Source organism: Salmonella sp. 32120201201600049SM, assembly GCF_017572835.1.
Taxonomy (GTDB): domain Bacteria; phylum Pseudomonadota; class Gammaproteobacteria; order Enterobacterales; family Enterobacteriaceae; genus Salmonella; species Salmonella enterica.
The window spans coordinates 962,368-977,623 of record NZ_JAGESA010000001.1; the positions used below are offsets into that span (position 1 = coordinate 962,368).

Genomic DNA, 15,256 nt, shown 5'->3' on the forward strand with positions numbered 1-15,256 from the left:
CACGGTTCGTTGAGAAAATGAAGCCCCTGCTATGACACTCACTACTAATACAGATACTCCAGCCCATGAAAACCAGCAATGTGGCAGGATATTTAAAGGCCAGACCTGCCTGCGCTAATGTTGACCGGCATTCCGGAACGGCGCTCCAGCACCTCATTAACCCGCGAAGTATCAACGTCATCCCCTTTGATAAACGTGCGCAGCACTGGCGTAACGGGCAATGGAACTTTTTTGTCTGACTCAAATTCAGCACGGTTACGAGAAAGCGGTTCGTGTACCTCCAGCCAACGACTGCCATCCGGCTCTACCGAAAATTTAACGGGCCTGTCGATAATCTGAACGCGGGTTCCTACAGGAACATGGTCGAATAAATATTTAATATCGTCATTGCGTAAACGGATACAGCCCTGACTGACGCGAAGGCCAATGCCAAAGTTAGCATTAGTGCCATGGATGGCATATAACCTGCCGATATATATTGCGTATAGCCCCATAGGGTTATCCGGCCCCGCAGGCACCATCGCGGGCAGCGTTTTTCCCTCTTTAGCATATTCCCGACGCGTATTAGCCGTTGGCACCCAAACCGGGCCATCTTGTTTGCGTTCAACCGCAGTTACCCAGTTGCGCGGCGTTTCACGGCCAGCCTGACCAATACCAATGGGTAGCACCTCAACCGTATTCGTGCCTGCGGGATAATAATAAAGGCGCATCTCGGCGACGTTTACCACAATACCTTCACGAACGGTGTCAGGCAGAATCAACTGCTGCGGCACCACCAGTGTGGAACCAGACTGAGGTAAAAACACATCCACGCCGGGATTCGCTTCAAGCATATTACTCAGCCCCTGACCGTAGCGGGCGGCAAATGACTCTAAGGGCTGAGTATTGTTCTGTGGTACGGCGACTGTGACAGGCTGTCCTACCAGACGACTGCCTTCGGGCGGCAACGGATAGCTTATAGCCAGCGAGAAATGGCTTACCAACAAGACGAAAAACGGAAAAAAAGGTGTGATACGACGCATTATATCCCTTCCTTTGTCGCGGCAGGTGTGCGTTAAGTATAGCTTTTTTCTCACATGGCTGGTGTTGTGCTCCCGGGTTATGTTGCGTTTGCGTTCCCCTCCGGCAGGACAATATTACTGGCCGCTAACTCCCCCATATTGTGGAACATGGCGCACGCGGCTTCCACGATCGGCATCGCCAGCGCCGCGCCGCTTCCTTCACCTAACCGCATCGCCATATGCAAATAGGGTTCCATAGACAAATGCGCGAGCGCGATGCGGGCACCCTTTTCCGCCGAAAAGTGCGACGGGATCAGATAAGGTCTCACCGCAGGCGCAATCTGACAGGCCGCCAGCGCTGCCGAGTAGGAAAGAAAGCCATCCAGCAATACGGGTAAGCCACACCTTGCCGCGCCAAGCATCACGCCGGTCATCCCGACCAGATCGAAACCACCCACCTTCGACAACACATCAATGCCATCGCGCGGATTGGGCTGATTAATCGCAATCGCCCGCCGCACGACGTCCACTTTATTATCGATGCGGGAAGGCGGAAGATTCGCGCCAATCCCCACCACCTCTTTTGCATCACTTCCTGTAAAAACGCTGACCATCGCGGCGGCTGGCGTAGTGTTCGCCATTCCCAGCTCCCCTACGCCAAATAAGGTCACGCCGCGTTGCGCCAGGTCGCAGGTGTAGCGGGAAACCTCCAGCAAAAGCGCCTCAGCCTGCGAGCGACTCATCGCAGGGCCAACGGCAATATTTCCGCAGCCGCGCGCGACGCGCATATCAACTACGCCCGGAATAGGTTCGGCATCAATACCGACATCAATGACATGCACCTTCGCACCGGCCTGAGCGGCAAGCACACATACGCCGGTTGTTCCCCGCGTCATATTCGCCGCCTGAATCGCCGTCACGATTTTGGGCGAAACCGCTACGCCTTCATCCCAGACGCCATGGTCGGCGCACATCACCAGCACCGCCTTTTCACCTACCTGCGGCGTACCGTTAAGACCCGGCATTCCCGCGAGCTGAACGGCTAAGGTTTCCAGTCTGCCCAGGCTGCCCGGCGGTTTGAGCAGGCCGTCAATATGTTGCTGCGCACGCGCCATCGCCTCGGCGTCCGGCGCAGGAATGTCACGGAGTAAAGCGTGTAGTGTCTGCATAAGATGTCTCGTCCGTAATAATCGGCTCATAACAGAGCCAGCAGAAAGATCAGTTCGCCAAGTTCGATCGCCGCGCCCAGCGTATCGCCGGTTTGACCGCCAAGCGTACGTTTAAGCAACTGGCCAAGGATGAAAATCGCCGCGCATGTGACCACCATTGCGGCCAACCCTTGCATACCAGGCAGTAATACCGTGGCGACGATTACCGCCAATCCCAGAGTAATGCAGGTTTGCCGTCCGCTGACTTTACCGATAAATACATTGCCAAGCCCCTCTTCACGGGCGTAGCGATGACGGTACATCAATAAAACGGCGCTGCCGCGTCCGGCCGCACAGGCCGCCGCCAACGCCGCCAACATTGGCGTTCCACGTAACGCCAGTTCGCTGACCACCAGAATTTTTGCCAGTAGCACAAAAATAAGCGCCAGCCCGCCATGGGTTCCCAGACGACTATCACGCATAATCTCCAGCATTCGCTCACGGCGGCGCGCGGAAAAAATACCATCGCAGGTATCGGCCAACCCATCCAGGTGAAAACCACCGGTCAGCAACGCCAGCGCCAGAATACAGAACAACGCCGCTAGCGGAATACCGCACCAGGGTTGCAGGAGGATGAAAATCAGGCCGCTTACCCCTCCCAGAATCAACCCGATAAAGGGAAACATCACGATCCCACGCGAATACTGCTCGAAATCCAGTCCCTGCGACCAGCGTGACGGCACGGGCAAGCGGCTAATAAAAGCGAGCATGGCCCAAAACAGCTTACTCATTTAATTTTGACTCCAATACCTGAGACCACCAGCCAGACCTCATCCGCCGCTGCCGACAGTCGTTGGTTGACCCGGCCGGCAATATCACGAAAATGGCGCGCCAGACGGTTTTCCGGGACGATCCCCATTCCCACCTCATTTGTCACCAGTACCACTTTCGCCGGGCAGCGCTGGCAGGCTGCAATTAAAATCTGAATTTCATCGTCAATGGCGCGCTCCATCGCCGCGTAATCCCACTGTTCGGGATCGTTTTCGCCTCCCAGCGCAAACAGCAGATTCGTCACCATGGTGGTAATACATTCCAGCAAAATCGCGTCGTCAGGGGCAAGATCCGCGGTAATCAACGTATCAAGATGACGCCAGCATTCTGCGGTCCGCCAGTGTGCCGGCCTGCCATCTTTATGATGCTGAATTCTCGCCGCCATCTCGTCATCAAGAATCTGCGAGGTGGCGATATACAGTACCTGCGGCGCATCGCCAATTAAGGCTTCAGCATGACGGCTTTTACCACTACGCGCCCCGCCCGTCACCAGAATCATCATACCGGCTCCTGATGCTGTTGCATGATGGTATAAATTTTATCAATATCAATATGTTGCCGCATCGCTTCCGCCAGCAGATCAAATTGCCGCGCTTTATGCTCCGCATAACAAAAAGTCGTTTCCCACGGCGCAAGCCCTTTTCGTGCCCGTAACCCATTGACCACCGCACGGGTAAACGCATCGCTGTCAAACAGGCCGTGAAGGTAAGTGCCAAACGCCAGTCCGTCGGCGGTGACCGCGCCATCCACCACAGAGCATCCATTTTTCTGTAACGTCATGGCCGTACAGCATCCTTCCTGCAGCACCGTTTCCCCCATGTGGATTTCATAACCGCGTACCGGTAGCCCCGCCGCGGCAGCCAGCCAGCTGGGCAGCTCGCCTGACATTGTCGCGTTAACCTGCGTCGTGATTTTATCCTGTGCAAAGCGAGTGATCGTATTAAGCAGCCCCAGGCCCGGCTGCGTACCCAGCCCCGACTCCACCTCATCCACAATGGTGTCGCCCAGCATCTGGTAGCCGCCGCAAATTCCCATCACCGGCACGCCCTGCCGATGTGTCTGCAATACCGCATCCGCCATCCCGCTTTCGCGCAGCCAGGCGAGGTCGCTCAGCGTATTCTTACTGCCCGGCAGGATCACCAGATCAGCGTCAGTCAACGCTTCCGGGCGGCGAATATAGCGTATGCGCACATCCGGCTGCGCCGCCAGAGCGTTAAAATCCGTAAAGTTAGAAATATGTGGCAGTTGCACAATGGCAATAGTGATATCACGGGGGGCGTTACCGCGATATTTATCGTTTTGCAGCGCGACGCCATCTTCATCTTCCAGATCCACATCCAGCCATGGCATCACTCCCAGAACCGGGACGCCGGTAAGCGATTCGATTTGTTCGATACCGGAATAGAGTAACGCCACGTCGCCGCGGAATTTGTTGATAATGACGCCCTTTACTCTGTCACGCTCCTGTTTATGCAGCAGCGCCAGCGTGCCATAAATAGCGGCGAATACGCCGCCCCGGTCGATATCCGCCACCAGAATAACCGGACACTGGGCCATTTCCGCCATTCCCATATTGACGATATCGCGATCGCGCAGATTGATTTCCGCCGGGCTTCCGGCGCCTTCCAGCACAATAACGTCATATTCCTGCGCCAGACTGTTATAGACCGCAAGGATTTGCTCACGCAAACGCGGTTTATAGTCATGGTAACTCACCGCATCCATATTGGTCGCCACTTTCCCCATCAGCACGACCTGCGCCTGACGATCGCTGGTCGGTTTGAGCAGCACCGGATTCATACGCACATCTGGCGTGATCCCCGCGGCTTCCGCCTGAAAAATCTGCGCCCGCCCCATCTCTTTACCATCCGGCGTAATACCAGAATTAAGCGCCATATTTTGCGATTTAAACGGCGCGGTACGCAGACCATCCTGATAAAAAATGCGGCATAAACCCGCCGCCAGCACACTTTTGCCGACGTCGGATGCCGTCCCCTGCAACATAACTGCCTGCGTCATGACGCCTCCCTGAATGCGCACTTTTGCATTCGATGAAAAAACTCCGTTTCTGTTTTACACAGCGGCAGTCCCAGTTGAGTATGAAGTTTGACCAGCCAGGGCTGGGTTAGCCCCGCTTGTTCCATCGCTTCCGTACACGAGAAAACCTCGCCAGGCGCGCCATGCATCAGGATCTGGCCCTGGCGTAACACGTATACGGCATCGCTAATTTCATAAATAAGATCGATATCATGGCTGGAGATAATGACATGATTGCCCTGCGCCACAATCCGCCTGATGATAGCAAGCATCTGAGTACGCCCTGCGGGATCGAGACCAGCAGTGGGTTCATCCAGCAATAGATAGCGCGCCTGTAGCACCAGCGCTCCGGCGATAGCCACACGTTTTTTTTGCCCATGACTCAAACACTGAATGGGCTGATGGCGAAAATGTTGGGCGTCAACCAGCGTTAGCGCCTCGTCGACGCGGCGCGTGATTTCCGCCTCCGGCACCCCCAAATTACGTAAACTAAACGCAATATCGCTATCGATATCAGTATAAAAAATCTGCTGTTCAGGGTCCTGAAAAACCGTCGCAACTTGCTGGCGCAGCGCCAGTAGTCCGCGCTTGCTGTAATCCAGCGGTTTTCCCTGCCACAACACGGCCCCTTTTTGCGGACGCAACAGGCCGCTCAGGTTCATAAAAAGCGTAGACTTCCCACAGCCGTTCGCGCCCACCAAACCGGTAACAGGCGAAAGCGAAAAATCCAGATTTAACCCTTTAAGTACCGGCTCATCCTGATAACGAAACCACAGGTCTGAAGTGGCAAGCATAATAGTCCTTACAGGTGAAAATCACCCTGATACAGTTTGATATCCAGCGTGGTGGTCATTTGCTGATAACGCATTAACACCCGCGTAAACAGGAGTCCAGTCAGCATTGCCAGAGATCGATAGCCGTTCGGCAGGCTGCAATAACCAAAACGCAGCGTTTGCGCGCGACGAATTGCCACCGCCTCATCCAGAAGAATAAAGAGAAAGCGCCACGTTAACAGGATTTGCTCGGTAAGCAGGCGTGGAATATGCGCGCGCTTAAGCAAGCTAATTAACTGCGGAAACGGTAGGTTCATCACCAGCCACAACGTCGCGGACAGCGCCGTCAGGCTACGCCAGAACGTTTCATTCGCCGTAACCACGCCCGCACGGGTGATCCCGATCCAGTACGGCCCGACAGAGATGCCAGCCAGCAGCATTTGCGGCTCGCGGCTGATGCTGAAGATAATCGTTATCACGCCGACCAACAAAAATCCAAAAGGTATCGCCATCCATCGACACCAGCGCCAGAGGGATATGCGCAATAGCCAACAGCTCAATCCGGCAATGATCAGCAGCTCAATGCCCTGCCCTACAGGCGGCAGAGCAAACGCCAGTATCATCATCGCCAGCCACAGCAAAAACTTGCGCTGCGGCGCAACGTGTGCCCAGCGGCTTTGATAGCTGAGTCGATCAAGCCCGGTCATCACGGCGTTGTTTACCTTTGCAATACCCCAGGATATAAAAAATCACCGCCGCGCCAAGAGAGCCCTGAAGGGTAAACAGCAGGCTTTCAATTTCACCGCTGGCAGGTTCATATAACGGCTGAAACCAGGGTTTATACTGCGGCGCAATAGCCTGAATCTGGCTTTCCGCTTCGCCGTCTGAACCGCCATATTCACCGCCATGGTTAATAAAAAACGGCAGAATCACCAGCGCCACCACCATCGCTAACAACATCAACGTTTTTTTCATTTTAATGTCCTTGTACGGTAATCACTTGCCGTTTGGTTAACTGGTCATAAATCATGACGGTTAATAAACCTTCGGCAATGGCGACAGGAATCTGTGTGAGGCAGAAAATCCCCATAAACTTCACAACAGACCCTGTCGCTCCGGCATGGGGATCGGGAAACGCAACGCCAAGCTGGACTGAAGTCACAAAATAGGTCGCCAAATCCGCCAGCATCGCGCACAGAAAAACGGCGACATCGCGGCGCAGTCCGGCACGGCAGGCCATTTTCCACACCAGATAACCGACAACCGGGCCAATCACCGCCATCGACATTCCGTTTGCGCCAAGCGTCGTCAGGCCGCCGTGCGCCAGCAATAGCGCCTGAAACAACAGCACAACCGCGCCGAGAATCGCCACCACCCCGGGCCCGAACAAGATAACCGCCAGACCAACGCCGGTCGGATGTGAACAACTCCCCGTTACCGACGGAATTTTGAGCGCGGACAGGACAAAAATAAACGCGCCGCACAGCGCCAGCAGTACCTTCTGATGATTATCCTCCTGCACAATACGCCGTAAGCGCACCAGTCCATACCACAAGCAGGGTAAAAACAGTAGCCACCAGGCCAGCGCCCACACTGGCGGTAAAAAGCCCTCCATGATATGCATCGCAAACGCCTGTTGCGGGACAACCATCAGCAATAGCGCTGCAGCCAGTCCACTGAAAGACAACTGTCGAAGCTGCTGTTCAAGTTTCATTCTGCATACTCCCACTGTTTATTGACCAGAATGGTCGAAAAATAGGGCAACGGTCGATCATCGTTGACCTCGTGGAGATGGCGCCAGCACTGCTCGCCGGGCAGTGTGGCCTCGGACATCATTAAGGCGCATTCCAGCAGGCCAGCCTGCACCAGCAACGCTTTAATACGAGCGAACCGGCCATACACTTTCATCAGCACCAAGCTATCATGCTGTTGTAGCGCCTGGGCTATTTCCGCTTCCGGCGCGGTACAAGAAATAACCGCCAGCGATTGCTGTTCTATGGCGAGCGGCATTTTCGCGCGGGCGGCTATCGCGGCGAAGGACGTGACGCCGGGGACAATCTCCAGCCACTCCGGGCAGCCGATACGCTGGAGTAAAAAAATCCAGGTACTGAATAGCATCGCATCGCCCAGGGTAATAAAACCGACCTGTTTACCCGCTTTCACCTCTGCGGTAAGCGCGGCGGCAACCTCGTTCCAGACCGCTTCTTTCTCGGCGCCGTCAGCGCTCATAGGGAAATGGCAACAACGTACTTCCGTCTGCTCGCCGAGATAGTCGCGCACAATCGACAGCGCCAGACTATCGCCCCCCTTACGACCGGCGGGCGCATACAGAATGTCCAGCGAGCCAAGAATCCGCGCTGCGCGGACGGTTATCAGGTCGGGCGCGCCTGGCCCGGTACTTAATGCGTATAATTTACCGTTCATGCCGCCTCCTCTACCGCCATGTTCAGCGCCTGGTGCAAATGCGCGACAAACATCGCCCGGATAGCCGGGTTTTCTCCCAGCCCGCTCAGCCACGGCGTCGCCGGAATGCCCGCCGCGTTAAAGCGCATTTTCCATGAGTCGCCGTCGTCTGAAGCCATATCATTAATGGCGTGATCGCCCGCCACCAGCATTAATGGCATCAAATGTACGCCGGTGACGCCTTCGTCACGCAGGCTGTCGATCAGGATGTCGACCTCCGGGTAGCTTTCTACGGCGCCGACGCGCGCCGGAAAGCGCTGCGCGGTCATCATATGATCGAGACAGGCATAAGCTGCGAATGCGTGATGGCTGGCGCCGTGGCCCATAAAAACGACTTTCTCCGTTTGTCTGAGCGATGGCATCTGTTGTCGCAACGCCTGCATTAGCTGCACATAATCGTTATGGCTGCTCAGCAGCGGCACGCCCAGCGTCAGGCGAGTGAATAACGGACGCAAGAGTTGTACCTCACGGACAATTTTTTCATATTCGTCGCCGTTAATAATGTGCAACGACTGAATCGCCACGTCCTGATATCCCTGTGCGGCAAGCTTTTGCAAAGCCTGTAATGGCGTATCGATGTCGATACCATCACGCTGGCGAAGCTTGCGAATGATCATTCCGGAAGTGAAGGCGCGAAACAGGTCGCGATCGGGACAGGACGCCGCCAGATCACGTTCGCACGCCACAATGTTTTTTTCACAGGTGTCGTGATAGCTGGTGCCAAAACTGACTACCAGAAGCGCTTTTTTCATTTTTACTCCTTAGCTGCGGCCAGCCAGCGCGATAAACGCTGCGCAAAGGCGGCCTGGCTTTCCAGTAACTCATCACCCGTCACAAGCGGCGTCGGGCGCGCAATAACGATGCAGGGAATGCCCGCATCCAGACAGGGCTGAACTTTTTCCTGATATCCCCCCTCCGCGCCGGACGCTTTGGTAATGACTACGTCGGCCCGGCACTGGTGGTAAAACGCGGCGTTAAAATCAGCGCTGAACGGCCCACACAGAGCGAAAATTTCTCCAACGCCGAACCCCAGTTCGCTGCAGCGTTGAATCACCTCCGCCACGGGCAGTACGCGCGCCAGCAACGTTTTTTCCGCCAGCCCGGCACGCCAGACGGCCAGATCTTTACTGCCGGTCGTCAGTAACACGCGCGGACCAAAATGCCTCGCTATCTCGCAGGCATCGGCAATACTACGCGCCGTATAGAGAAGCGGATGTGTCAGATTGCTAAGCTGCTCCGGGCGCTGATAACGACTTAACAACACGCCCGCCGTTTCACAGGCGCGAAGGAGGTTATGGCTGACCATTTCTGCATAAGGATGCGATGCATCTATTACCCAGCGAGTACGATTTTCTTTTAGCCAGTCGACCATCTGCCCGTATTCCAGACGACCACAGCGCACCTGTCCTTTTATGTCGCCAGCCAGCGTTTTTCCGGCTGGCGTCGCCACGGATAAGGTGTACGCGACGTTCGCCGCATCCAGTTGTCGGCATAACGCGCGCGCATCGCTGGTGCCGCCCACCACCAGCACCTCCCCCTCATTCACAGCGTGTAACCTCGCGGCGTTATCATCAGCCCATCCTGAACATAGGTCGTTTTATTACCGACGATGACCAGACTGGTCATATCTACCGGTTCAAAATCCATATCGCCGAGCGTGGTCAGCCATTTTTCCTCTTTCTTACGTCCAGCGGATTTCACCACGCCAACCGGCGTTTGCGCGCTTTTACTGGCGGCAAGCAGGTCAAACGCGCGCGCCAGATGCCCTTCGCGCCCGCGGCTGCGCGGGTTGTAAAAACAGATAACAAAGTCTGCCTCTCCGGCGGCAACGATGCGTTTTTCAATAACCGGCCACGGGGTCAGCAGGTCGCTGAGGCTGATATGGCAGAAGTCATGCATTAGCGGCGCGCCCAGTAAAGAGGCGGCGGCGATGCTGGCGGTCATGCCAGGAATGAGCCGCACCTCGACGTCCAGCTTCTGCTTGCTCACCAGCTCCAGCACCAGACCCGCCATGCCGTAAATACCGGCGTCGCCGCTGCTAATCAGCGCCACGTTATGCCCGGCCTGCGCCAGCTCAATCGCCGCCTGGCAGCGTTCAATCTCTTTGCACATCCCGGTTTTGATCACCTGCTTATCGCCGGTAAAGGCTTTCACCAGGTGGGTGTAGGTTTTATAACCGACGACGATTTCCGCCGCCTGTAACGCCTCAATCGCTTCCATGGTCATCATTGACTGTGAGCCAGGGCCAATTCCGATTACGCTTAACATCAGTGTGAAACTCCCAAAGTAATAGTGACGCCCTGTTCGCGCAGGGTTTCGCCTAACAATTGTCCCTGGCTTAATAACCACGCAGCCGGGCCGGATACGCTGCCAACGCCCACCGTTTTTCTGACGAAGCCAGAACCGGGAAAATGGTGTTCGAATTCGCGCAACGCTTCGGCGGTAAAGGTTTTAAAAGGCACGCGGCAGCAGGAGGCGAGCTGAATAAGCCCCGGCTCCCCTTTTTTGAGCGTGACGCTGCCAATCGCTTTTAACGCCAGCGGATCGAGTTTCTGCGCTTCAAGCTGGCGCGCCAGTAATGTCGCTAACAGGGGAAATGGCGTATCGCGGCGACAGCCAATTCCCGCCACCACGCGCTGGGGCACCAGTTTCCAGTGCGGTACGGGAAGCTCAGGGAGGTCATTACGCAAAGAGACGCAGATAAGCGCATCCAGTTCAGGCAGCCGCTGCAAATCATCAACAGGGATAAAACCGCGAATATCACACTGGCCGATCTCTTCCGTTAGTTCGGCATCCCACCATAACCCCACACGTTGATGACTGACCAACATCTGGTTGACGGTTTTTACCGCCGTGCGAAAATCGGTCATGCGGGCGTTAAGCTGGAAAGCTAAGGTGTCCAACGCGGACATCTCATTGACATCCGTTGCCGTGGTAATCACCGGATCGGCGCCTAACATTCCTGCCAGGTAGCGCGTCAAGGCATTGGCCCCGCCCGCATGACCGGAAAGCAGGCTAATGACATGCTGACCACGTTCATCAATGACGACCACCGCCGGATCGCTGAACTTGTCGTTCACTAACGGCGCCAGGACACGAACGGCAATGCCGGTCGCGCCGATAAAAATAAGCGCGGTATAAGTGGTAAAAGCCTGCCGGGCGGTATTAGCGAATCCGCCATCGAAGGGAATAAATCCCTCTTCCCGCAGTTTTTCACTGGTAAAGCAGGTTAACGGCAGCATCGCGGCGAGTCTCTTTGCCAGCGCCACGCCGCCGGGAGTCAGGCAAAACAACGCAATGGATTCAGGCTTTACGGTATTCATGGCTAAAGTCCGCTGCATAAAGTCTTGAGTAGTGATACTCCTTACCCAGAAAATTCCCGACCAGAATCAGCGCCGTCTTACGGATGCCAGCATCACGTACTTTGTCGCTAATATCCGCTAACGTGCCGCGAACGGTCTGGCTTTCCGGCCAGGTAGCCTTATAGATGACCGCGACAGGCGTAGTTGCCGGATAACCACCTGAAATGAGACGTTCCGCCACCCGGTGAATACGCTGAACGGAGAGATAAATCGCCATTGACGTCTGGTGACTGGCGAAAGCCTCCAGTTGTTCCCGCGCCGGTACTGGCGTACGCCCTTCCAGACGGGTAATAATGAGACTCTGCGATACTTCCGGTACGGTATATTCCACACCCAGCTCCGCCGCAGCGCCGAGAAACGCGCTGACGCCAGGCACTACCTGCCAGTCGATACCACGGCGAGTTAACTCTTCGCCTTGCTCACGTACGGAGCCGTACAGCGAGACATCGCCCGTTTGCAACCGCACCACCGTTTTTCCCGCTTTCACGCCCGCGGCCATCAGCTCGATAATCTGCTCAAGATGCAGTTCGGCGCTGTCGTAGCGTTCTGCCTGCGCGGGGCAGTAATCCAGCAGTTCGGTATTGATCAGCGAACCGGCATAGATAACTATCTGCGCCTGTTGCAGCAGGCGGTAGCCTTTAAGCGTGATCAGCTCGCGATCGCCCGGCCCGGCGCCGACGAACCATACACAGCGTGGATCAAATGTCTCTGACATGGTTTTCTTCCTTCTGACAGGCGATAACAAAAACAGGGTTGTTCGGTTTGAAATAGTGTCCCGCCCCCAGCGGCGTTAACGATGAAAGCTGAAGCTGTACACAGTCCATTCGACATGCGCCGATGTGCGCAAGATGCGCCAGCGCGCTATGGAGGTTTTCCTGTAAGATAAAGGTCATCACCAGACGGCCACCGGGATGCAGATGGCCCATCGCCCAGTCAATCAGCGCCGTCAGATGCCCGCCGCTGCCGCCCATAAACACCGCATCGGCTTTCCCGGTTATGGTCATTGGCGCTTCGCCGGGGAGAATATCGATATTGCCGCAGGCAAAGCGCTGACGATTCTCATCAAGCAGCCGTAGCGCGGCAGGATTACGCTCGATAGCCGTCACCTGCAACGAAGGAAATTGCAGCGCCGCTTCAATTGAGACGCTTCCCGTTCCCGCCCCGACGTCAATCAGGTGACTGGCGCGGTGAAGCTCAAGTTTCGACAGCGCCAGCGCCCGTACCGCCTCTTTGGTCATTGGCACGTTCTCGCCGCGCAGAAAAAGCTCATCTTTCATCCAGGATCACCACTGCATTCATTTCATAGTCGGCGTTGACCGCACTGACGGGTAGCCAGTGGATCCGCTCATTTTCCATCGCCAGATTTTCACCAATCACCATTAAGCGATGCCCTTTACCGCGCGCGACCAGTTCCCGGGCGATTTCCCGCGGCCCGCAGCGGGCATCCGTGACCATCGCCACTTTGCGATGGTTCGCCAACTGCTCGAAGCTGACGCAACGACCGTGGCTACTGGTCAACCACATGTCATTCATATCAATTCCAGCCTGTGCGCACAGATACTGTACGGCGCTGATGCCAGGGATAATGCGAACCTGTTCGATACCAAAATGCGCCACCAGGCGTGTACCGATGCCATAAAACAGCGGATCGCCGGAGGCCAGCACCACGATCCCTTTATCCCAGCGGGCGGCAATCCAGGACAACAACGCGCCAATATCCGCGCCCAGCGTAAATCGTTCGCCGCCAAACGCCGGAAACTGCGCCAAATGCCGTTTACCGCCTGCCAGCGCATCGGCGTGGTCTATCGCTTCCAGCGCCGCAGGGGTCATCAAATGCCGTCCGGCGGGCCCCATTCCCACGACCGTTAGCATTGCAGCTCCTTAGCAATCTCGTCGACGGGACGATTACTGCCGAGAATATGGTTATCAAAAGAAAACAGGATGGCGTCGCAGACAGGCGGCGTTTTGGTAAAACGCAGCATCTGCATGACTCGCAAACAAATGCGCCTGGCAAGATGGTTATAGATATGCCCGAAGCCATATGCTTCAATGTGCTCCATTGCCGCTTCAGTGGTATCGCAATCGCCGACCAGGGTGAGTAACTCCAGCGGCGCGCCCAGTAAAGCTAAATGCGCGACCAGCGTTTCCATGCGCGCATCGGCAATATGGCTATGGGTATGAAAAATCCCGGCGGCGATTTTGATCAATTTTCCAGGATGCCCCACCAGCACTATCTGGCAAAATCCCAGCCGTACCGCCTCTTCAATCATGTAGCCGACAAAATTGCTCATGGTGACGACCGCCTGTGTGTCGACGCCCATTTGCTCGCGAACAAACCGTTCGCCGTGGTTGCCCGGCACGAGTATCACCCGCGTTAATCCTGACGCCCGTTTGATCTCCAGCTCCAGCGATAGCGAGCGTTTCCAGCTTTCTTCCGACATCGGCGTCACAATGCCGGTAGTGCCAATAATGGAAATGCCGCCAAGAATGCCAAGCCGCGAGTTATATGTTTTTTGCGCCCGCGCTTCGCCTTCCGGGGCAAAAATCTCCACATCGGCCCCACGCGCCGGGCCTATCGCTTCGCGCACCGCTGACTCAATGGTATGGCGCGGCGTACGATTGATGGCGGCGCTCCCGAGCGGCAGTCCAACCCCTTTACGCGTTACCGTACCAATACCTTCGCCGCCAGTGAGCGTAATCTCACCGCTGTCGTTGAGCGTAACGCGGGCAAAAATCAGCATTCCGTGCGTGGCATCCACATCATCGCCGCCATCTTTACGAATTGCGGCTATCGCCTGCTGGCCTTCAATGTGCGGCGACTCCACGTTCAGGCATAGCGTGACGCCCGACGGCGTGACGATGGAGACCTGATGAATCAGATGTTGACGTAATACCATCAGCGCGGCGACTTTTGCCGCCGCCGTCGCGCAGGAACCGGTGGTATATCCTTTACGTAACGCTTTACCGTGGTGCCAGACCGGCGCGTCAAAAGAAAGCTCGCTCATCAGGCCTCCCGGAGGTGATAGAGCAACGCATTGACGATAGCGGCAGCCACGTTACTGCCGCCTTTACGCCCTAACGCGGCAACCGCGGGGAAATGGCTATGGGTGAGTGCCTCTTTGGACTCCGCCGCGCCGACAAAGCCTACCGGTACGCCCACCACGCCGCTCACCGTCACGTTATGTTCAAGCAAACGGAACAGGGCCGTCGGCGCATTACCGAAAACAAAGAGCTTGTTTTTCTCCTCCTCGGCGATAGCGATATCGACGGCGGCCATTGAACGGGTAATCCCCTGCGTTTGTGCGGCGCGCACCACGCGCGGATCGCTGATATAACAGCGACACTCGCCGCCAAACGTCGCCAGTAATCTTTTATTAATGCCGGACAGCGCCATCGTGGTATCGGTATAAATAATGCACGGATGGCGTAACGCATCACAAAGCTGCTCCAGCGCATCGGCAGAGAACCACAAAATGTCCAGCCAGTCGAAATCGGCGGTGGTATGAATAACCCGCTTGATAATGGCCTCATGGAGCGGACTGGCGAAACGGTAATCAGGACGCGTTTCGCGAATAATGTCGCTAATAATGGTGAAACTGTTGGCCTCAATGGTTTGGGGCTGCTGGATATAATGCATACTG

The 15,256-nt window shown here is 55.9% G+C and carries 19 protein-coding genes; all 19 read right to left on the reverse strand.

Going from position 1 to position 15,256, the window contains the following annotated elements; all coding sequences use genetic code 11:
- Window positions 1-92: 92 nt before the first annotated feature.
- Entirely contained in the window at window positions 93-1,022 is a 930-nt protein-coding gene (gene ldtA, locus J4650_RS04905; protein ID WP_001252828.1) for a L,D-transpeptidase, read from the reverse strand.
- 77 nt (window positions 1,023-1,099) lie between these two features.
- The gene (gene cobT, locus J4650_RS04910) at window positions 1,100-2,170 is read right to left on the reverse strand and encodes a nicotinate-nucleotide--dimethylbenzimidazole phosphoribosyltransferase (protein ID WP_001193976.1); all 1,071 of its coding nucleotides are present in this window, start codon (window positions 2,168-2,170) and stop codon (window positions 1,100-1,102) included.
- 26 nt (window positions 2,171-2,196) lie between these two features.
- Window positions 2,197-2,940: an adenosylcobinamide-GDP ribazoletransferase gene (cobS, locus tag J4650_RS04915; RefSeq protein ID WP_000039997.1), complete on the reverse strand. Its 744-nt coding sequence runs from the start codon at window positions 2,938-2,940 to the stop codon at window positions 2,197-2,199.
- Window positions 2,937-3,482 carry a bifunctional adenosylcobinamide kinase/adenosylcobinamide-phosphate guanylyltransferase gene (cobU, locus tag J4650_RS04920; protein ID WP_000973146.1) on the reverse strand — a complete coding sequence of 182 codons (546 nt, stop codon included), beginning with the start codon at window positions 3,480-3,482 and terminating at the stop codon, window positions 2,937-2,939. Before cobU ends, cobS begins: the two co-directional genes overlap by 4 nt.
- Window positions 3,479-4,999 carry a cobyric acid synthase gene (locus J4650_RS04925; protein WP_023993356.1) on the reverse strand — a complete coding sequence of 507 codons (1,521 nt, stop codon included), beginning with the start codon at window positions 4,997-4,999 and terminating at the stop codon, window positions 3,479-3,481. The genes cobU and J4650_RS04925 overlap by 4 nt, the downstream gene beginning before the upstream one ends.
- A complete protein-coding gene (locus J4650_RS04930) occupies window positions 4,996-5,811 on the reverse strand; it encodes an energy-coupling factor ABC transporter ATP-binding protein (protein ID WP_023993357.1) in 816 nt (271 codons plus the stop codon). Before J4650_RS04930 ends, J4650_RS04925 begins: the two co-directional genes overlap by 4 nt.
- Before the next feature lie 8 nt (window positions 5,812-5,819).
- Window positions 5,820-6,497: an energy-coupling factor ABC transporter transmembrane protein gene (locus J4650_RS04935; RefSeq protein WP_023241076.1), complete on the reverse strand. Its 678-nt coding sequence runs from the start codon at window positions 6,495-6,497 to the stop codon at window positions 5,820-5,822.
- Window positions 6,484-6,765, reverse strand: coding sequence for an energy-coupling factor ABC transporter substrate-binding protein (locus J4650_RS04940; RefSeq protein ID WP_000753212.1), 282 nt, complete (start codon window positions 6,763-6,765; stop codon window positions 6,484-6,486). Before J4650_RS04940 ends, J4650_RS04935 begins: the two co-directional genes overlap by 14 nt.
- 1 nt (window position 6,766) lies before the next feature.
- Complete coding sequence (gene cbiM / locus J4650_RS04945; protein ID WP_000764336.1) at window positions 6,767-7,504, reverse strand: cobalt ECF transporter S component CbiM; 738 nt, start codon at window positions 7,502-7,504, stop codon at window positions 6,767-6,769.
- Window positions 7,501-8,214, reverse strand: a complete 714-nt coding sequence (locus J4650_RS04950) for a cobalt-factor II C(20)-methyltransferase (protein ID WP_023993359.1) — start codon at window positions 8,212-8,214, stop codon at window positions 7,501-7,503. The genes cbiM and J4650_RS04950 overlap by 4 nt, the downstream gene beginning before the upstream one ends.
- Complete coding sequence (locus J4650_RS04955) at window positions 8,211-9,005, reverse strand: sirohydrochlorin cobaltochelatase (RefSeq protein WP_000709784.1); 795 nt, start codon at window positions 9,003-9,005, stop codon at window positions 8,211-8,213. Before J4650_RS04955 ends, J4650_RS04950 begins: the two co-directional genes overlap by 4 nt.
- A gap of 2 nt (window positions 9,006-9,007) precedes the next feature.
- Window positions 9,008-9,799 (reverse strand): cobalt-precorrin-6A reductase, encoded by a 792-nt coding sequence (locus J4650_RS04960; protein ID WP_020437396.1) that lies wholly within the window; start codon window positions 9,797-9,799, stop codon window positions 9,008-9,010.
- The gene (locus J4650_RS04965) at window positions 9,796-10,521 is read right to left on the reverse strand and encodes a precorrin-3B C(17)-methyltransferase (protein WP_017441819.1); all 726 of its coding nucleotides are present in this window, start codon (window positions 10,519-10,521) and stop codon (window positions 9,796-9,798) included. The genes J4650_RS04960 and J4650_RS04965 overlap by 4 nt, the downstream gene beginning before the upstream one ends.
- On the reverse strand, window positions 10,521-11,576 hold the full coding sequence (gene cbiG / locus J4650_RS04970; protein ID WP_023993360.1) for a cobalt-precorrin 5A hydrolase: 1,056 nt from the start codon (window positions 11,574-11,576) through the stop codon (window positions 10,521-10,523). The genes J4650_RS04965 and cbiG overlap by 1 nt, the downstream gene beginning before the upstream one ends.
- A complete protein-coding gene (locus tag J4650_RS04975) occupies window positions 11,557-12,330 on the reverse strand; it encodes a cobalt-precorrin-4 methyltransferase (protein WP_017465525.1) in 774 nt (257 codons plus the stop codon). The genes cbiG and J4650_RS04975 overlap by 20 nt, the downstream gene beginning before the upstream one ends.
- Window positions 12,314-12,892 (reverse strand): decarboxylating cobalt-precorrin-6B (C(15))-methyltransferase, encoded by a 579-nt coding sequence (locus J4650_RS04980; protein WP_000650985.1) that lies wholly within the window; start codon window positions 12,890-12,892, stop codon window positions 12,314-12,316. The genes J4650_RS04975 and J4650_RS04980 overlap by 17 nt, the downstream gene beginning before the upstream one ends.
- Window positions 12,882-13,487 carry a cobalt-precorrin-7 (C(5))-methyltransferase gene (locus J4650_RS04985; protein ID WP_000958841.1) on the reverse strand — a complete coding sequence of 202 codons (606 nt, stop codon included), beginning with the start codon at window positions 13,485-13,487 and terminating at the stop codon, window positions 12,882-12,884. Before J4650_RS04985 ends, J4650_RS04980 begins: the two co-directional genes overlap by 11 nt.
- Window positions 13,481-14,620: a cobalt-precorrin-5B (C(1))-methyltransferase CbiD gene (cbiD, locus tag J4650_RS04990; RefSeq protein ID WP_001292914.1), complete on the reverse strand. Its 1,140-nt coding sequence runs from the start codon at window positions 14,618-14,620 to the stop codon at window positions 13,481-13,483. Before cbiD ends, J4650_RS04985 begins: the two co-directional genes overlap by 7 nt.
- A complete protein-coding gene (locus J4650_RS04995; RefSeq protein WP_000558988.1) occupies window positions 14,620-15,252 on the reverse strand; it encodes a cobalt-precorrin-8 methylmutase in 633 nt (210 codons plus the stop codon). The genes cbiD and J4650_RS04995 overlap by 1 nt, the downstream gene beginning before the upstream one ends.
- Between the last annotated feature and the right edge of the window lie 4 nt (window positions 15,253-15,256).